Source organism: Tannerella forsythia 92A2, assembly GCF_000238215.1.
In the GTDB taxonomy this organism is placed as follows: Bacteria; Bacteroidota; Bacteroidia; order Bacteroidales; family Tannerellaceae; genus Tannerella; species Tannerella forsythia.
Genome location: NC_016610.1, coordinates 825,555 through 843,847 on the forward strand (window position 1 = coordinate 825,555; position 18,293 = coordinate 843,847).

Here is an 18,293-nt window from a genome sequence, read left to right on the forward strand (position 1 = left end):
AATCAGGTTGCAAATATAAGATTTTACTCTATTTTTGCAAAATATTTTAAAGGTTTTACAAGCACACCTGTTCGATTAATATGCTAACAGCAAAGGAAATTCGCGAATCGTTTCTGTCTTTTTTTGCGTCAAAAAGACATCACATCGTACCCTCGGCTCCTATGGTGGTCAAAGGCGACCCGACCCTGATGTTTACCAATGCCGGGATGAATCAATTCAAAGATATCATTCTCGGCAATGTACCGATTAAATATCCCCGTGTGGCGGATTCGCAAAAATGTTTGCGCGTCAGCGGGAAACATAACGACTTGGAAGAGGTGGGACATGATACCTATCATCATACCATGTTCGAGATGCTCGGAAACTGGTCGTTCGGCGATTATTTCAAGAAAGAAATCATCGCTTGGGCATGGGAATATCTTGTAGATTGTTTGCACCTCGATCCGGAACGGCTCTACGTGACGATCTTTGAAGGCAGTCCGTCCGAAAACATCGACCGCGACAATGAAGCGGCACAATACTGGGAACGGTTTTTGCCACAGGATCATATCTTGGAAGGAAACAAACACGACAACTTCTGGGAAATGGGCGATACCGGTCCGTGTGGCCCCTGCTCCGAAATCCATGTCGACCTGCGCCCCGAGGCCGAGCGCCGGGCAACGCCCGGAGCTGCACTCGTCAACCGAGACCATCCGCTCGTCATCGAGATATGGAACCTCGTATTCATGCAATATAACCGCAAAGCCGACGGCACGCTCGAATCGCTCCCGAACCATGTGATCGACACGGGTATGGGCTTTGAGCGGCTTTGCATGGCCTTGCAGGGAAAGACCTCGAACTACGACACCGACGTCTTCCAGCCCATCATCCGAGCTATTGCCGATATGACGTCGACACCTTATGGAACCGATAAGGAAAAAGACGTAGCGATGCGTGTCATCGCCGACCATATCCGCACCATCGCCTTCTCAATTACCGACGGGCAGCTGCCGTCGAATGCCAAAGCCGGCTATGTCATCCGCCGTATACTCCGGCGTGCCGTGCGTTACGGATATACGTTCCTCGACCGGCGCGAAGCATTCATGTACAAGCTCCTTCCGGCACTGATCGACACCATGGGGACGGCATACCCCGAACTCATTGCTCAGCAGGAACTGATCGGCAAAGTGATCCGGGAAGAAGAAAACGCATTCCTGCGTACACTCGAAACCGGTATCAGAATGCTCGACAAAAAAATAGAAGAAGCAAAAGCAGCCGGACAAAACATGCTGAACGGCGCTCATGCGTTTGTGCTTTACGATACCTACGGCTTCCCGCTTGACCTCACCGAACTGATCTTGCGCGAACATCGGATGACCGTCGATACCGCGGCTTTTGATGCGGAGATGCAGAAACAAAAAGAGCGGGCGCGCAATGCCGCTGCAATCGAAACCGGCGATTGGATCGTGCTCCGCGATGGTGAAACCGATTTCGTGGGGTATGATCATTTCGGATGCGATGCGGAGATTCTGCGCTACCGGAAAGTAAAACAAAAAAATAAGGAACTGTATCAGATCGTACTCGACAAAACCCCTTTCTATGCGGAGATGGGAGGACAGGTAGGCGACTGCGGCTGGCTGATTGCTCCGGATGGCGAAAAAACGGAGATTATCGATACCAAACGCGAAAACAACTTACCCGTACATCTGGCTCGGAAGTTGCCGAACGAGGTGTCCGGTACGTTCACTGCTCAAATCAACAAGGAGATGCGTATCCGTTGCGAATGCAACCATTCGGCTACGCATCTGCTGCACGAAGCGTTGCGCGAGGTGCTGGGTACGCACGTCGAACAGAAAGGATCATACGTGTCGCCCGAATCGTTGCGTTTCGATTTCTCCCACTTCCAGAAACTGACAGATGAGGAAATCCGCAAGGTCGAAAGGGTGGTCAACCGGAAGATACGTGAAGATTTGCCGCTGCAGGAATATCGCGATATCCCGATCGCGGAGGCTAAAGCGATGGGCGCAATGGCGCTCTTCGGCGAGAAATATGGCGACGAAGTGCGTGTAGTCCGTTACGGATCGTCCGTTGAATTGTGTGGCGGTACGCATATACCGAAGACCGGGATGATCGGTTCGATGTACATCGTGAACGAGAGTTCGATCGCAGCCGGAGTACGCCGTATCGAAGCGGTGACGGCCGAGAGTGCCGAGACGCAGTTCTATCTTGCGCAGGATGCCATCCGCGAGTTGCGTGCCATGTTCAATAATGTGCCGAACCTTGCCGTGACCATCCGCAAGTCGATCGAGGAGAACAGCGAACTGAAGAAGCAGCTGGGCGAATATATGAAAGAAAAGGCGGCTTCGATCAAGCAACGAATCCTTTCGCATGCTATCGAGCGGAATGGCGTCAAGCTGTTTGTCTTCAACGGCGAAGGGAACCTCGACATCTTTAAAGACATTGCATTCCAGATCAAAGGAGAAAATCCTAAGGACGAACGGGCATGTTTCATCGCGGGCATTGAAGACCATGATAAGTGCGGACTGATTGTCGCACTCAGCGATGCGCTCGTGGCCGACGGATGGGATGCTTCACGACTCGTTAAAAGCGGCGCCAAACACATTCAGGGCGGCGGGGGCGGACAGCCGCATTTCGCCACGGCCGGCGGCAAAAAGAAAGACGGTTTGAACGCAGCCGTAGAAACCATCCTTGAAGAAGCCGGTTTGAAATAAACGATGGTGCTTATCACAAAAGATATTGCCGGGGAACTGACATCGTATCTTGCGTCGCATAAACACGACCGGACGTATATCCTGACCGATACGAATACGCGTAATGCTTGTCTGCCGCTTCTGCAGCCCGTGCAGGCACTCAGGCAGGCGGAGGTCATCACGATCGAAGCCGGAGATACGCATAAAGACATCGAACAGGTTGCCCGAATTTGGACGATCCTCTCGCAAAGCGGAGCATCCCGCCATTCTCTGCTGATAAACCTCGGCGGTGGGATGGTGACCGACCTCGGCGGGTTCGCGGGGGCGACGTTCAAACGCGGACTGCATACGCTCAATATCCCTACGACGCTTATGGCCGCCGTCGATGCGGCTGTGGGCGGAAAAACGGGCATTAACTACAACGGACTGAAGAACGAGATCGGAGCATTCTACCCGCCTGATGCGGTGCTGATCGATACGGCCTTCCTGCGTTCGCTCGACCGTGACAATATCCTCTCCGGCTTTGCCGAGATGCTTAAGCACGGACTGATCAGCGATGAGAACCATCTGAACAGCCTTCTCGCGTTCGAGATCGAGGGGAGACAGATCGACATAGAACCGCTGCACGCGTTGGTTGAGACTTCGGTAGCCGTTAAAGAACGCATTGTCAGTGAAGACCCCAAAGAACAGGGAATCCGTAAAGCGCTTAATTTCGGCCATACCGTCGGCCATGCACTCGAGAGTTTGTTCTTTGCAAAGCATCACCCGATCCTCCATGGTCATGCGGTAGCCGCCGGGATGGTTTGCGAATTGTATCTGTCGCATAAACAGTGCGCCATGCCTGTCGAGGTCTTGCGGCGGACGGTGAATCTGATCCGTAGCGGATACCCCTCGCTCGCTTTCGACTGCCACGATTACGAAGCCTTATACGAGCGGATGACCCACGATAAGAAGAACGAAGGAGGACGTATCCGCTTTGCGTTGCTGGAAGGGGTCGGCGATATCCGTATCGATCAGGAGGTAGATAAGAAGCATGTTTTCGAATCGCTCGACTTCTACCGCGAAACAATGGGGAGGTAGAAAGTCGGAAACAGTAAAAAAACAATAACGTTATTTGATAAAGCAGGGTTTTCAGGAATGAGAATCGGTATCCAATAAATCCCGGTACTTTCCATACATACCTCACTCACGTAATGAGTGTGCATTACGGATGACAGCCGCTTTATTTCACGGGTCGTCACGCCAAATTTTTCTTCTCTTTTTTTGCCTTGTTCGTCCAAAATGCACATAAAAATGCTATCTTTGTGGACGTCGAGACCGCTGACTGTTCTCACAAAAGATATTTTTTAAATCACTATTAACCGACTAAAATCAAAATCCATCGGCTTTTATTTTTAAATAATTGATATATAGGTGTTTATTGTTTTGTTTTTCTATTTTCAAAAGCTACCTCCCTCTAAAATAAAGATAATTGAACATTCGAAGGGCTTTTATTTTTACTTTTAGTACGTTTGGAGTAGGCTTTACGTCCTTCTGTCACCACCCAAATTAAACCCAGATTCCGCGATAGAAAAAATCTTATCTTTGCATTTTATAATTTCTAATGCGTAGCGATAGACACAAAGCCGGTATGAAGTTTGAGTTATCCTTTACCAATAAAGAGATTACGCCTTGGGGCGGAATGGTATTTTTGAAGCAAATGTTAGACAAAATCGGGTTTAAAGAACAGGTGTTTTCTTGCCATTCTTTACCTACCCAAAACTCTAATCGTGCTTATGATGTGGACGTAATTTTAGAGTCTTTTATAACCAGTATTTGGTGTGGTGCCAACCGCTTTTTGCATACCGAGGTTACTCGGGCAGATAAGGCATTGGGACACATCTTCGGTTGGAAACATACCCCTGCACAAGACGTTTACAAGCGATATTTTTCCAAATTCAATGCCAAAACCAATTTGGAAGTTGCTCGTCATTTCTTTAGTTGGTTTTTCAAGAGTTTGAATATTAACTTTTTTACACTCGATATTGACTCTTCGGTAATTACTCGTTATGGGGAACAGGATGGCGCTACAAAAGGCTATAATCCTAAGAAAAAGGGCAGAAAAAGTCATCATCCCCTCATTGCATTTGTCAACGATATAAAAATGGTTGCCAATTTTTGGCTTCGTAGCGGAAACACGAATGCTTCCCATAATTTCATTGGTTTTTTGGAAGAGACTTTAGCCATGTTTGGCAACAAAAAAGTCGGCTTGGTACGACTTGACAGCGGTTTTTGCCAGGGAAATATATTTGACTGTTTGGAGGAAAAATCTTTACCTTACATTGTTGCAGCCCGATTTACACACCCCATTCAACACCTGATAGACAAACAGGATTTTTGGGTAAAAGTAGATGACGGTATAGAGATTTGCGACAAAACCTATCAGGCACAATCTTGGCAAAAACCAAGAAGAATCGTTATTGTAAGGCAAAAAATAGAGAAAAGACCTCAAGCGGGCGGAAAACAGTTGAGCCTTTTCCCCGAAGATGAAATCCATCGTAACTACCGATACTCTGCCTATTTTACGAATCAAACCTGCTCAATGGTCGATGTTTGGAGAACCTACCGTATGCGGGGAGATGCTGAGAACAGAATAAAAGAGTTGAAGCAGGATTTTGGGGCTGAAAGTTTTAATCTAAAAGACTTTTATGCAACCGAAGCTGCCTTGATTTTTTCGATGACAGCCTACAATTTAATGTCTCTGTTCCGTCTATTTGTTCTTCAAGAAAAAACGCAAAAAACACTATCTACACTGCGTTACAGAACCTTTGCTATAGGGGCATATTTTGAAAGGACCGGCGATACGCTCAAACTAAAAATAGCACTTACTAAAAAACGACGAAAATGGTTCATCGGACTATGGGATTACCCCATAAATCTGAACCAAAAAATTCCTATTGCGTAATCTGGGTTAAATCCAAGTGACTAATCAAGTGTATCCGCACCAATGCCGCGATGGTTGAAAACGCCTTTTTGCTCCCCGGACAAGACTCGCACTACGTTTAACAGCAAATGGGCAATCAGCGTGCACCAGACCTGTGTCTTTATCCCGTTTTCCGTTTCCGAGTAGAAGAAGTGCGGTTGAAAGTTTTGTTTCAGTTTTTTTGAATGTCAGCTCTATAGTCCACCTATATTTGTAAATCAAAGCGACTTCTTCGGGCCTTATCTCCCAGTTGTTGGTGATAAACTTGTATTTCCTGCCTTTCTCGTCCTTGTAATAAACCAAACGCAGACAAAGAGTCTCTTTTTTCTTTCCCCGTGTTTATAATCCAGGTGGATATGTTCTATTTTGTAAACACCGGATTCTTCTTTTTTGAGTTCCTTCTCGAACAAGACTTCCTGTAATTGAGATTTGGCATTGTCTTTCAACCGGCAGACAAAGTTGACCCCCTCTTTTGTCCGGTCGGAAAACAGACAATAGAAATTGTACGCCTTGTCGAAGACCGGCATGCTGCCTTTCGACGGATTCAGGTGGGACAGAAACTTCTTGTCGTGCATTTTCGCCTCGCTGATGGTGGCAAAAACGACCGTGTCGGCGTGTACGTCGGTCAGCATGTGGACTTTCAGCCCGCCTTTCTTCTTCCCGTCGTCCTTGGGGTTGCGCCCCACACCTTTCATGATGTCCGAAAACAAGGTCACCGTAGTGGAGTCAAAGGCGTAAAACTCCTCGAAACCCACGTCCTTTTTCCGGCTGACCGACAAAAGCGGACGGAAATAGGCTATCAAAGCAAAGTAATACAACCTGAAAAGCTCTTCACTCCTCTCGCGCAAGGCGTCACCCGCCGTACTCTTCGCCGGCGCACAATCCATGTTCAGGTAGTTCAGCTTGCCTTCCAATGCCCGCATACCGTCGCAGACTTCGCCCATAGAATCGCAGCGGGAAAATATCCCGAACAACATCACGATAAGTTGATCCCACGAAAAAAATGTCTTATAATAACGGTCGCTGCCGCATTGTCGTACCAAGATGTCAAACTGCTCACGCGGAAGTATTTTTACGATTTGTTTGAAAATCGGCTGACCGACTAATTTCTTTATATTATCTTTGCCCATAGTTGAGAATTTGCGTTGCAATACAAATTTACAACTTTGGGGGCAATGCTTCGGTGGAGCCCCTTATTTTTATTCTAAACTTTTGTCGGTCAGTAATGGTTTTTTATGTAAGTTTGCACTCTATTGTTAGGAATGTGATGGGTATGTACATATTTGTTCAGTGGGATGTAGATCCCGAAATTGTGAATCTTTTCGGAATGATTTCCATCCGGTATTACAGTCTGTTGTTCGTCTCGGGGTTAATGTTCTGTTACCGGATTGTTCAAGGGATGTATAAAAGAGAAAAACTCTCCTCAGAGCATTTATGGCATTTGGCCATGTATATATTTGTTGGGACGGTAGTGGGTGCGAGATTAGGCCATTGCTTATTCTATGAACCGGGCTATTATTTGTCTCATCCCTTAGAGATGCTATTGCCCGTCCAGTGGATCAACGGTTCTCTTCGCTTTACCGGTTACCACGGATTAGCTAGTCACGGCGGTGCTATCGGGGTATGGATGGCCATTATGGCTTACGCGAGAAAATATAAGGAAAAAATTTGGGCAGTCTTGGATAAAATAGCTGTAGTTGCCCCTTTAGCAGGAGCATTTATTCGTCTGGGAAATTTGATGAACTCCGAAATCATCGGCTATCCAACAACAGTGCCGTGGGCTTTCGTTTTCCAGCGTGTTGATGTGATACCGAGGCATCCGGCACAACTATACGAGGCCATTGCCTACCTCTTTATTTTCGCTTTCGTCTACGGATTGTATAGAGGGAAAAATATTAAGGCTGAAGGCTTTTTATTTGGACTGATGCTTGTTCTCCTGTTTACGGCTCGCTTCTTGATCGAATTTCTGAAGGAACATCAAGTCTCGTTCGAAGAAGGGTTGCCGTTTGATATGGGACAAATGCTCAGTCTCCCGTTTATCCTCTGCGGCATATTTCTTATGTTTCTGAAAAGGAAGGCATCGTTTCGGATACGGTCATAACAATTTGTTTTGAAGTTCTTCGCAGACGCCTTTGGGAATGGAAACGGTATAGCTTTCGGCAGGCGTAACGAGCGTACACGAAGGCTTCTTGGTATTTAGCTAAAAATGATTCTCCGCAATTCTTCCTATTGTAAATTTTTGATTTGAAGTTTGGCGGATAACTCACAGCGTCGATCAATAATCTGTAATTGCACTTTTTAGCTGTATGAGCGGGATTCTCTTTTCGGTTTTATAGAGGAAAGATAACTAAAAGGGCTGAATTCCAAGCGAGGAATCCAGCCTTAATTTTTATCCTTCAAAAAGTTTTAGCGAACATCCATAATTTCGGATAGATCAGACTACGTTTAAGCAGATGTGTTACAGATGAATCACAAAGAGTTAAGCATCCGTACCTGAAACACTTTTTTAGTCCTTTTGGGGAGGGAAAAACTTGCGTTCGAGAGGGTAGGAAACCAGCAACCCGAGTCCTCCGAAGAGCAGTACGCATGCCGTGAGCGATATTTCAAACAGTTTACGATCAGCCCACTGGTTCATATCGTATCCGGCGCTGACAAGCATCGTCTGGATTATGACTCCGATCAACAACCCTATTCCGACTCCGATCAACAGACAACCGACACGTAATGCCGTAAATGAATGTGCAAATAACTCTTTGTCATCAATTCCCACATCTCCCACGGCATTCATTTTCTCAATCATCAACAACCGTTCTTTCCGCCGGGCATACAATCCGATCAACTTATACGTATAATAAAATACGATCCATACAACAAAAATAGGTACTAATTCTGACATATTGTTAAAATTTTAAATGGTAAGTAATTTGTTTACCCTTTTGACGTACGTCTCGAAAAAAAGTTACACTCAATAAACGGCCCTTCTCTTTTTTCCGTCAGTTGAAAAGCGACCAGTTCGGATCGTCAACATGCGACTGTTCCATAAGCACCCGTAACTCATCGGCTTTTTGCGGATAGTCAGTAATAACATTTTGATTTTCCGACGGATCGGAGGAGATATTGTATAATTCGTAAACGCCTCCGTCTTTGCGGATATTCTGCCGGATCAGCTTCCAATCACCTTTACGAACAGCTTGCCGTCCGCCCAGTTCCAGAAATTCGAAATACAGATAATCGCGGTTTGTTTGCTTTCCTTTACCGGTGATTGCAGGCAGTATGCTGATACCGTCGGTCTGCACGTTTCGAGTTCCCGTCAGTTCGGCAAAGGTAGGCATCCAGTCCCAGAAAGCACATACGAGGTCGTTACTCGTTCCCTCAGCCACATGTCCTTTCCATGCAACGATCATCGGCACACGAATACCTCCTTCGTAGAGGTCGCGTTTATAGCCTCGAAAGATGCCGTTACTGTTGAAGAAGTCCGGATCGGCGCCTCCCTCCTGATGCGGCCCGTTATCGCTGGTGATGATGATCAACGTGTTATCATACACTCCCAGCTCTTTCAGTTTTTGCACAATCTGCCCGACATATCTATCGAAACGGCAGACCATGGCGGCGAAAGTGGCGCGCGGATAAGCCTGCGAGCAGTAACCGCCCTTACGGAATGTCGGCCCGTCGTCGATGCCGCGATAAGGCTTCTCCGGATACATTCCGCGGAACGTACGGAGGATACTGTCTTCGGGTACAAGCAGCTCGGCATGAGGCAGCACACAAGGCACGAAAAGGAAAAACGGCGTACGGTGATGTTCGTCGAGAAAAGCAAGGCATTTCTCGTGAATCAGGTCTTGCGCATACGTACCGAACGCACCGTTCTCGTTGTCGGGAGATTCGATGCGCCGGCCATTGTGCCAGATATGATCGGGATAATAATTATGCGCCAGCAGTTGGCAGTTGTATCCCCAGAACTCATCGACGTATTGTCGGTTCGGATCCCCCTCCGACCCGGGCGATCCTAAGCCCCATTTCCCAAAGGCTCCGGTTGTATAGCCGGCCTCCTTGAACAGTTTAAAGAAAGTATTCGTGCCATGTGGCAACGGAAATTGCCCTTCAGGCTTTACTTCCTTGTTCCCTCTCACACACGTATGTCCCGTATGAAGGCCGGTGAGCAGACTGGCACGTGAAGGGGCGCTGACCGTTGTGCCGGAATAACATTGTGTGAAACGCATACCATGCAGCGCCACACGGTCGATCTCGGGTGTCCGGAACTTTTCCTGTCCGTAACAACTCAAATCGCCGTACCCTAAATCATCAGCAATGATAAAAACGACATTCGGCCTATCCATCGGATATTTTATGTTTTGCGCCGTAGCTGTTTGGCCTGCGACTAAAAGCAGTGATCCGGAAATCCAAAAAGCCGGTTTTGCGGGATGTCTCATGATGTTTCCGTTTGTATGTATAACTCGTTCTGCGAATAATGCGAATCAATGGCAAACATACAAAAAAAATCATGATCTTATCTGCCATCCGAAAAAACAAGCCCTGTTCGCCCTTTTACAGAACCGTATAACAATCAAAGGAACATGACGGTTATGCTAAATTCACACGTAGTCTCGGCCGCAAAAAGAAGCATAGGGCAGACAGCAGCTTTGCCAAAAATATATCGTACCTTTGGCGACAAAATAGAACATTATAATCACTAAACAATTTCGATATGGAAAATACTCGACGCAATTTTTTGAAGAAAGTAACGGCTGCCGGTATCGGTGCCGCAGGACTGGCTGTGACCGATCAGGCCATGGCCGCAGTAAATCAGCCGGGCGAAGCGGCACAGCAAAAGAAGAAACCGGCAGGCAAGTCGGACGGCATGCTACGCTTCGGCTTTATCGGTACCGGTTCGCGCTGCCAGGAACACATCAACAATGTGTTAGGCATACAGGGCAACAAGATCGTAGCCATCTGCGACATACAAAAAGGACCGTTGGAGAAGACGTTGAAGCATATCGCCAAGTTCAACGTACCCGAGCCGAAGGTGTACACCGGCGGCGAGCGCGAGTTTGAGAAGATGCTGAATAATGAGGAGTTCGACTGCGTGATCATTGCCAGTCCGTGGGAATGGCACGTGCCGATGGCTGTCGCGGCGATGAAGGCCGGTGTGCCATACGTCGGTGTCGAAGTATCGGCCGCCAATACGGTCGAAGAATGCTGGGACCTCGTCAATGTTTCTGAAGCGACGGGCTCACACCTGAATATCCTCGAAAACGTATGCTATCGCCGCGACGTGATGGCCGCGCTACGGATGGTGCGCGAGGGTCTGTTCGGCGAGATGATACACGGCACATGCGGCTATCAGCACGATCTGCGCGATGTCAAGTTCAACGACGGCATACATTACACCTATCAGGAAGGCGGCGAGCTGCGGATGGGTCCCACGGCCTACGCCGAAGCGCAATGGCGCACACAGCACTCCGTCACCCGTAACGGCGACATCTATCCCACACACGGCATCGGACCGGTAGCCAACTGCCTGAACATAAACCGGGGCAACCGCTTCCTGTCACTCACTTCGATGGCCACCCAGTCGCGCGGGTTACACAACTTCGTCGTAGACAAAGGCGGAGCAAACCACCCGTATGCGAAGATTCACTTTAACCTCGGCGATATCGTCACCTCGATGATTAAATGCGCCAACGGGCAGACCGTCATCGTCACGCACGACACCAACCTGCCCCGCCCCTATTCGCTTGGCTTCCGCATTCAGGGCACGCGAGGGCTGTGGATGAACGACGGCAACCATGTCTATGTCGAAGGACAGTCGAAGCCTCATCGCTGGGATGCGTCGGATGACTGGTTTAAGAAATACGACCACAAGCTGTGGAGCACCCTCGAATTGAAGGCCAAAGAAGCCGGTCACGGCGGGATGGACTACATCATGATGCATGACTTTATCGATGCGATCCGCAACAAGAAACCGACGCCGATGGACTGCTACGACGCGGCCGCATGGAGCGCCATTTCGGGGCTGTCGGAAATGTCGATTGCACGTGGAGGAGCGGTGGTAGACTTCCCCGACTTCACACGCGGGCAGTGGATTCATCGCCAACCGGCTTTTGCCTTATAAACCGGTCGGGGCGTATCCGATATCCGAAAAAAAGAAATAAAATCATGTTTCTCCTTTTTTCTTTCTAACTTGCGCCCCCAACAATAGAAGAAGATGAAACAATAATAGATAATCGAATATGAAAATCTCCCTTGAAAGCACGTTGCCTTCGTATCCGAAGTTTCGGGAAGGCATACGCCGTGCCCCTGATCGCGGTTTCCGCCTCTCTCCGGCACAAACCGAAACCGCGCTAAAAAACGCCCTGCGCTATATTCCGTGCGAACTGCATGAGACACTTGCTCCCGAATTTTTAGACGAGCTGAAAACGCGTGGAAAAATCTACGGTTACCGCTACCGCCCCGAGGGCGACCTGAAAGCCAAGCCCATCGACGCATACCGAGGAAAGTGCATCGAAGGCAAAGCTTTTCAGGTGATGATCAATAACAACCTCTGTTTCGATATCGCCCTCTACCCATACGAGCTGGTTACATACGGCGAAACGGGACAGGTATGCCAGAACTGGATGCAGTACCGTCTGATCATGAAGTATCTGGAAGAGCTTACGCAAGACCAAACACTCGTAATCGAGAGCGGGCATCCGCTCGGCTTATTCCGCTCCAAGCCCGACGCACCGCGCGTGATCATTACCAACTCGATGATGATCGGACAGTTCGATAACCTCGCCGACTGGGAGATCGCCGCACAGATGGGTGTCGCCAACTACGGTCAGATGACGGCCGGCGGATGGATGTACATCGGTCCGCAAGGGATTGTGCACGGCACGTTCAACACCCTGCTTAACGCCGGACGCATGAAGCTGGGCGTACCGCAGGACGGTGACCTGCGCGGACATCTCTTCGTCTCGTCCGGATTGGGCGGCATGAGCGGCGCACAGCCGAAAGCCGCCGACATTGCCGGTGCCGCATCGATCGTAGCCGAAGTTGATTATTCGCGTATCGAAACGCGCCACTCGCAAGGATGGGTGCAACGCATCACACCCCATGCCGGCGAAGCGTTCGAATGGGCGCACGATGCCATGAAACGCCGCGAACCACTCTCCATCGCTTATCACGGAAACGTGGTCGACCTGCTCGAATATGCGGTGGAGAAGAACATCCATATCGAACTGCTGAGCGACCAGACATCCTGCCACGAACCCTACACCGGAGGATATTGTCCGGCCGGCATCTCGTTCGAAGAACGCACACGGTTGCTCAAAGAAGACCGTGAGAAATTCCATACGCTCGTCGACGCCTCGCTCCGACGCCATTTCAACGTCGTGAAAGAGCTTGTAGCCCGCGGCACCTACTTCTTCGACTATGGCAACTCATTTATGAAAGCCATCTACGACAGCGGCGTGAAAGAGATCTCGAAAAACGGCATCGACGACAAAGACGGGTTCATCTGGCCGTCATACGTCGAAGACATCATGGGGCCCGAACTGTTCGACTACGGCTACGGCCCCTTCCGCTGGGTCTGCCTCAGCGGCAAACACGAAGACCTGATCAAGACCGACTGTGCCGCCATGGAGTGCATCGATCCTCACCGCCGCGGACAGGATATGGACAACTGGATTTGGATTCGCGACGCCGAGAAGAACCGGTTAGTGGTAGGCACACAAGCGCGTATCCTCTATCAGGATGCCGTAGGACGGATGACCATCGCACTGAAGTTTAACGAGATGGTACGCAAGGGCGAGATCGGCCCCGTTATGCTCGGCCGCGACCATCACGACGTGAGCGGCACCGACTCACCCTTCCGCGAGACCTCGAACATTAAGGACGGAAGCAACGTAATGGCCGACATGGCCGTACAGTGCTTCGCCGGCAACTGCGCCCGCGGGATGAGCCTCGTAGCGCTGCATAACGGAGGAGGCGTGGGCATCGGCAAAGCCATCAACGGAGGCTTCGGCATGGTGTGCGACGGCAGCGAACGCGTCGATCAGATTCTGCGTTCGTCCATGCTCTGGGACGTGATGGGAGGTGTAGCCCGCCGCTCGTGGGCACGCAACGCGAACGCCATGAGCACCGTCGCCGAATTTAACCGGTCGCATGCCGACGGGTATCATATCACGGAACCGTATCTGGTGAATGAGGAGTTGATAAAGCGCATACTCAAACAGGAGTAATAAGATGTCAAGATTACGTAATAAGCGAATCGCTTCCCTGATTTGTACTCGTCTAACGATGCTTTTCGTTTGCATCTTCTTTTGGGGAGAGGGTAAAGCCCAATCATCGGAAGATTTAATCGGTCGATGCATTACTTTTCTGGAAGCAAGTGACAGTATCGCTTTCAGGAAGGTCTATCCGGATATTTTTATGCGATATGCGGCGGAGGCTTCGAAAATTTATTTAGACAGTGCCATTCATCAAGGTGATCGACAGGCCGTTCAATCCTACTTGGAGAGCTTGACAGCCGCCCCCGAATTAGACGCTTTAGCGTATTATTACCTCTCGAATACGGAATATCATCCCTTCTTCCGGTCACTGTCGGGCTGGGAGAAGTATGAAAGATGGCTCGACTCCGTAAAGTCCGTACCTTATGCCGACATCCGCGACGAAATATGGCGTATCCAACGCGAAGATCAAGGAATCAGGGTATTGTGGATCAATCTGCCGAAAGAGACAGCTGACACCACTAAGGCACAAGTTCGGAATGAAATGCGGCGTGTAGACGAGCGAAATACCCGACGTGCAGCACAGATTCTCGATGCTTTCGGCAAGTGGCCGGGAGCGGATGTGTTAGGAGCATCGGCCGATCAGACGCTTTGGCTATGCATCCAGCATGCTGACCAACGGCCGGAAGTAGCTGTCCGCTACTTGCCGATGCTGAAGGCGGCTGTTGATGAAAAGCGCACAGTTCCGATGTACTATGCTTATCTGGTAGACCGTATCCGTATGCATGAAGGACGCGAGCAAGTCTATGGAACGCAGACTTATAAAATAAAAGAGGAGGATGGACGTTCGTTCTTTTTCGTCGTTCCCATCGAAGACGTCGAACATGTAGACGAACGACGTGCCGCGATGGGCATGGGACCGCTCGCCGAATATCTCGAAGGGATGGGACAGAAATGGGACTTGGTCCAATATCAAAAAGATCTGCCCAAAATTTGGACGTATTACCGACGATCGAAGATGAAATAAATGGTTGGTAAAATGAATGTGTAAGAATTCTTTTTTCAGCCCCACCTTATGCAAATTGTAAGTTTATATTGCCATTATCATAAAAACAAGTGCTTCGCCTTCGGATCGGTGCCTACCGACCGGTTGAATGCACAAAGTGATATGGAGCTGATATTAGGTATGGCCGATGGAATCCCGTTCGAGTATGCCGGCAACCATTTCAACCTGAAATTTACAATGCTTGATACTCGGAATCATTCGATTGACCTGCCCGCACACAAGGCTGTTTTTCATCCATTGATACGTCAGTATCCATATATGGATAACTCAAAGCAATTGATTTATGAAAAAATTGAGAAACAACTGATTAGCTGAATCACGATCTAAATTTAAACAATAACATCATGAAGAATCTGAAAAAAATCATTGCATCTTCGTTATCTGTCATTTCCTTGGCAATTTCGGCTCAGAACGTGATCCCGAAAATGAGCATCGTACGTGAATCGAACGTTACCCCAATTGTCTTACAAGATATGCATATCGACATTTATGTGGTAGGACAAACAGCCGTTACTACGATGGAGATGGTGTTTTATAATCCGAATGGTCGCGTGATGGAGGGCGAGTTCGAGTTTCCGCTCGCAGACGGCCAGCAGGTATCGCGGTTTGCGCTCGATATAGACGGTCGCATGCGCGAAGGAGTCGTGGTAGATAAGGCACGAGGACGAGAAGCGTTCGAGAGTGTCGTCAGACGCAATGTCGACCCCGGTTTACTCGAAAAAACGGAAGGCAACAATTTCAAAGCCCGCATCTATCCGATGCCGGCCAAAGGTACCCGCCGCGTACTGATCGCTTTTGAACAAGAATTACATGATCGTAAGGGGAAGGATGCTTATTTCCTGCCGATCAAGAGCCCGATAACCTTGAAGAATTTCACGCTCAAGGCCGAAATCGTTTCGCGTTTTGTAGAAGTCGACACCGAAAATTCGCTGGGACTCTCGTTCACCCATTCGCGCAACTCCTATCTCACCGAAGTCTGCAAGACAGACTACACACTTTCAGACGATATCTCCCTCCTCTTCCCGAAAGTAGAAAAGCCGCAAGTCATCGTAGCATCAGAGGGCAAAAAAACATACTTCTATGGCAGTTTAATGCAGCCGGAGAGAGCCGACGAGCAGAAAACGCTCCCGAAAAAAATAGTCATCCTGTGGGATGCCTCCAATTCGAGTCGTAAACGCAATTTTACTAAAGAGTTTCAGCTATTAGAGGCTTATTTCAGGCAGGTACAAGAAGCAGATATCGAGCTGAATACATTCCATATTCAAGCCGGCAAACCCGAACAGTTCACTCTTCGAAACGGCGCTTGGAACGCATTAAAATCAGCACTCGAAAAAATCACTTATGACGGAGCCACTAGCCTGAAAGCACTGTCGTTCGTCCCTGACGCCGATGAGTACCTCCTTTTTACTGACGGTATTTTCAACTTCGACACCGATACCGATTTCGCAGAGTTGGTTCAACGGGTACGGAAGCCTGTCTATGTCATCAACTCAAACAGGACGGCCCACCCCGAAAAACTCAACTATCTGGCCTTCGCGACCGGCGCCCGTTATATTGATCTGACACGCAATGAGGTGGAACAATTGGCACGCGAAATGATGCAAATACCTTATCGACTGATCGAAGTGAAAGTACTTTCAGGCCAGGTTTCGGATATTTACCCGAAAGCGAAAGCGGTGGTTACTCAACGGCATTTCACCCTGTCGGGTGAAATGTTCAGCGAAACGGCGACACTCGAACTCTCGTTCGGATACGGTAATAAAGTGGTACAAAAACAAACGATCGACATAAAAAAAGAAACAGGTACCGACACGAAACGGTTCACTCTGCTCCGTCGCATTTGGGCCGAAAAGAACATCGTACAACGACAGATAGAAGGCCGGCCGCAAACCGAAATCGATGCGATCGGAAAGGAGTACAGCATCGTAACGGAAGGCACCTCACTAATTGTTTTAGAGAATATTGCAGACTATGTACATTATAAAATCATACCGCCGGCCGAGTTGCAGGAACTATATTATTCGATCCTGAAAGAGGAAGAAACCGAAGAAAAAAAGGCTGCTGTCGAAAAAAAAGCGGAAAAGAAACAAATGATCGAAGAGGTAATTGCCCTATCGAATGCGCAGACCGATTGGTGGAAAACCGATTTCCCAGTAAAAACCGAAAAGCCGGATTCGAAAAAAACAGCCCACTCATCCAATGATTCTTCCGAATTAGTAGAAGAAGAGATTGTGGTTGCGTATGCCACCAGACGCGCAGCCAGCCACGGGGTGCTCAATGAGGCTGTCGCGAGTGAAGAGGTGGCGAAGATAGAATCTGATTTGCAAGCAGTCGTAGTAACAGAACGTGCGCCGCACGTTTCGTCTCCGAAGATACAACTGAACGAATGGAATCCTGAAACGCCTTATCTAAAAGTACTGGAGTATGCTGATGTCGAAAAATCGTACGAGACATACCTGAAAATGAAAATTGAATATGGCGAAATACCCGCATTTTACGTAGACGCTGCCGACTATTTCTTCAAAAACGACAAAAAAGATACCGCCTTACTGGTGATCTCGAATCTGGCCGAACTGAATCTGGCCGAAGCACAGATATTGCGTATGCTGGGGCAAAAACTGCTCCAATACGGCTTTACGGAGCAGTGCGTATCCATATACCGTAAGATATTGACGATCCGTAAAGAAGAGCCACAGACGTATCGCGATTTGGGACTGGCACTGGCGCAACACAAGCAGTTCGACGAGGCTGTGAAAATGCTCTATGAGGTAGTAACGCATCGTTGGGACAATCGTTTCAGGGGCATCCAGTTGATAGCGATGAACGAAATTAACGCCATAGCTAACGCAAACAAGAATGTAGATGTCTCGTTCGTCGAGAAAAGACTGCTTAAGAATGAACCGGTCGACATACGCGTCGTACTTACATGGGACACGGATAATTCCGATATGGACTTGTGGGTGATTGACCCGAAAGAAGAAAAATGCTACTATAGCAACGTATTGACGTATCTGGGCGGAAAAATCTCCAACGACATTACTCAAGGTTATGGACCGGAAGAGTTTATGCTGAAGAGAGCTATAAAAGGCAGCTACAATGTCAAAGTCAATTATTTCAGTACAAGATCGCAGAAACAACTCTTCCCCGTAAGTCTACGCATTGAGTTCTTTACTGATTACGGTACACCAGCACAGAGAAGGCAGGAGAGTGTTGTTCGGTTAGTCGATCAGAAAGAGGTGATTGACGTCGGGAGCTTTTTGAAGGAATAAAACAGAACATATAAAGATAAATGCAAAAATATTCGATTGCTACAAGTTGTGACAACGAATTGCAGAATAATCATTAGCCGCTGCTACAACAATCTATCA

12 protein-coding genes are annotated in these 18,293 nt (G+C 48.5%); 9 read left to right on the top strand and 3 right to left on the bottom strand.

The window, feature by feature from the left end; translation table 11 throughout:
• The first annotated feature begins 80 nt into the window (after nt 1–80).
• The 3 genes from alaS (at nt 81) to BFO_RS03365 (ending at nt 5,634) form a co-directional block, all read left to right on the top strand.
• Complete coding sequence (gene alaS, locus BFO_RS03355; protein ID WP_014224192.1) at nt 81–2,711, top strand: alanine--tRNA ligase; 2,631 nt, start codon at nt 81–83, stop codon at nt 2,709–2,711.
• Nucleotides 2,712–2,714: 3 nt separating this feature from the next.
• Nucleotides 2,715–3,770: a 3-dehydroquinate synthase gene (gene aroB / locus BFO_RS03360; protein WP_014224193.1), complete on the top strand. Its 1,056-nt coding sequence runs from the start codon at nt 2,715–2,717 to the stop codon at nt 3,768–3,770.
• Nucleotides 3,771–4,293: 523 nt separating this feature from the next.
• Nucleotides 4,294–5,634, top strand: a complete 1,341-nt coding sequence (locus BFO_RS03365) for an IS1380 family transposase (RefSeq protein WP_014223539.1) — start codon at nt 4,294–4,296, stop codon at nt 5,632–5,634.
• A gap of 257 nt (nt 5,635–5,891) precedes the next feature.
• On the opposite strand, the gene BFO_RS03370 is transcribed toward BFO_RS03365, so the two are convergent.
• Nucleotides 5,892–6,782, bottom strand: a complete 891-nt coding sequence (locus tag BFO_RS03370) for a DUF4372 domain-containing protein (protein ID WP_041590636.1) — start codon at nt 6,780–6,782, stop codon at nt 5,892–5,894.
• 134 nt (nt 6,783–6,916) lie between these two features.
• Between BFO_RS03370 and lgt the strand changes: the two genes are divergently transcribed.
• Nucleotides 6,917–7,753, top strand: coding sequence for a prolipoprotein diacylglyceryl transferase (gene lgt, locus BFO_RS03375; protein ID WP_143596091.1), 837 nt, complete (start codon nt 6,917–6,919; stop codon nt 7,751–7,753).
• 405 nt (nt 7,754–8,158) lie between these two features.
• On the opposite strand, the gene BFO_RS03380 is transcribed toward lgt, so the two are convergent.
• Entirely contained in the window at nt 8,159–8,548 is a 390-nt protein-coding gene (locus BFO_RS03380; RefSeq protein ID WP_014224196.1) for a DUF6249 domain-containing protein, read from the bottom strand.
• A gap of 97 nt (nt 8,549–8,645) precedes the next feature.
• On the bottom strand, nt 8,646–10,082 hold the full coding sequence (locus BFO_RS03385; protein ID WP_041590637.1) for an arylsulfatase: 1,437 nt from the start codon (nt 10,080–10,082) through the stop codon (nt 8,646–8,648).
• Nucleotides 10,083–10,357: 275 nt separating this feature from the next.
• Between BFO_RS03385 and BFO_RS03390 the strand changes: the two genes are divergently transcribed.
• The 5 genes from BFO_RS03390 (at nt 10,358) to BFO_RS03410 (ending at nt 18,194) form a co-directional block, all read left to right on the top strand.
• Nucleotides 10,358–11,764, top strand: coding sequence for a Gfo/Idh/MocA family protein (locus BFO_RS03390; RefSeq protein ID WP_014224200.1), 1,407 nt, complete (start codon nt 10,358–10,360; stop codon nt 11,762–11,764).
• Between the two features lie 118 nt (nt 11,765–11,882).
• The gene (locus tag BFO_RS03395) at nt 11,883–13,871 is read left to right on the top strand and encodes a urocanate hydratase (RefSeq protein ID WP_014224201.1); all 1,989 of its coding nucleotides are present in this window, start codon (nt 11,883–11,885) and stop codon (nt 13,869–13,871) included.
• 4 nt (nt 13,872–13,875) lie between these two features.
• Nucleotides 13,876–14,886 (top strand): DUF6624 domain-containing protein, encoded by a 1,011-nt coding sequence (locus tag BFO_RS03400; protein ID WP_014224202.1) that lies wholly within the window; start codon nt 13,876–13,878, stop codon nt 14,884–14,886.
• 48 nt (nt 14,887–14,934) lie between these two features.
• A complete protein-coding gene (locus BFO_RS03405; RefSeq protein ID WP_014224203.1) occupies nt 14,935–15,240 on the top strand; it encodes a hypothetical protein in 306 nt (101 codons plus the stop codon).
• A 29-nt stretch (nt 15,241–15,269) separates the two neighbouring features.
• Complete coding sequence (locus BFO_RS03410) at nt 15,270–18,194, top strand: VIT domain-containing protein (protein WP_014224204.1); 2,925 nt, start codon at nt 15,270–15,272, stop codon at nt 18,192–18,194.
• Nucleotides 18,195–18,293 lie beyond the last annotated feature (99 nt).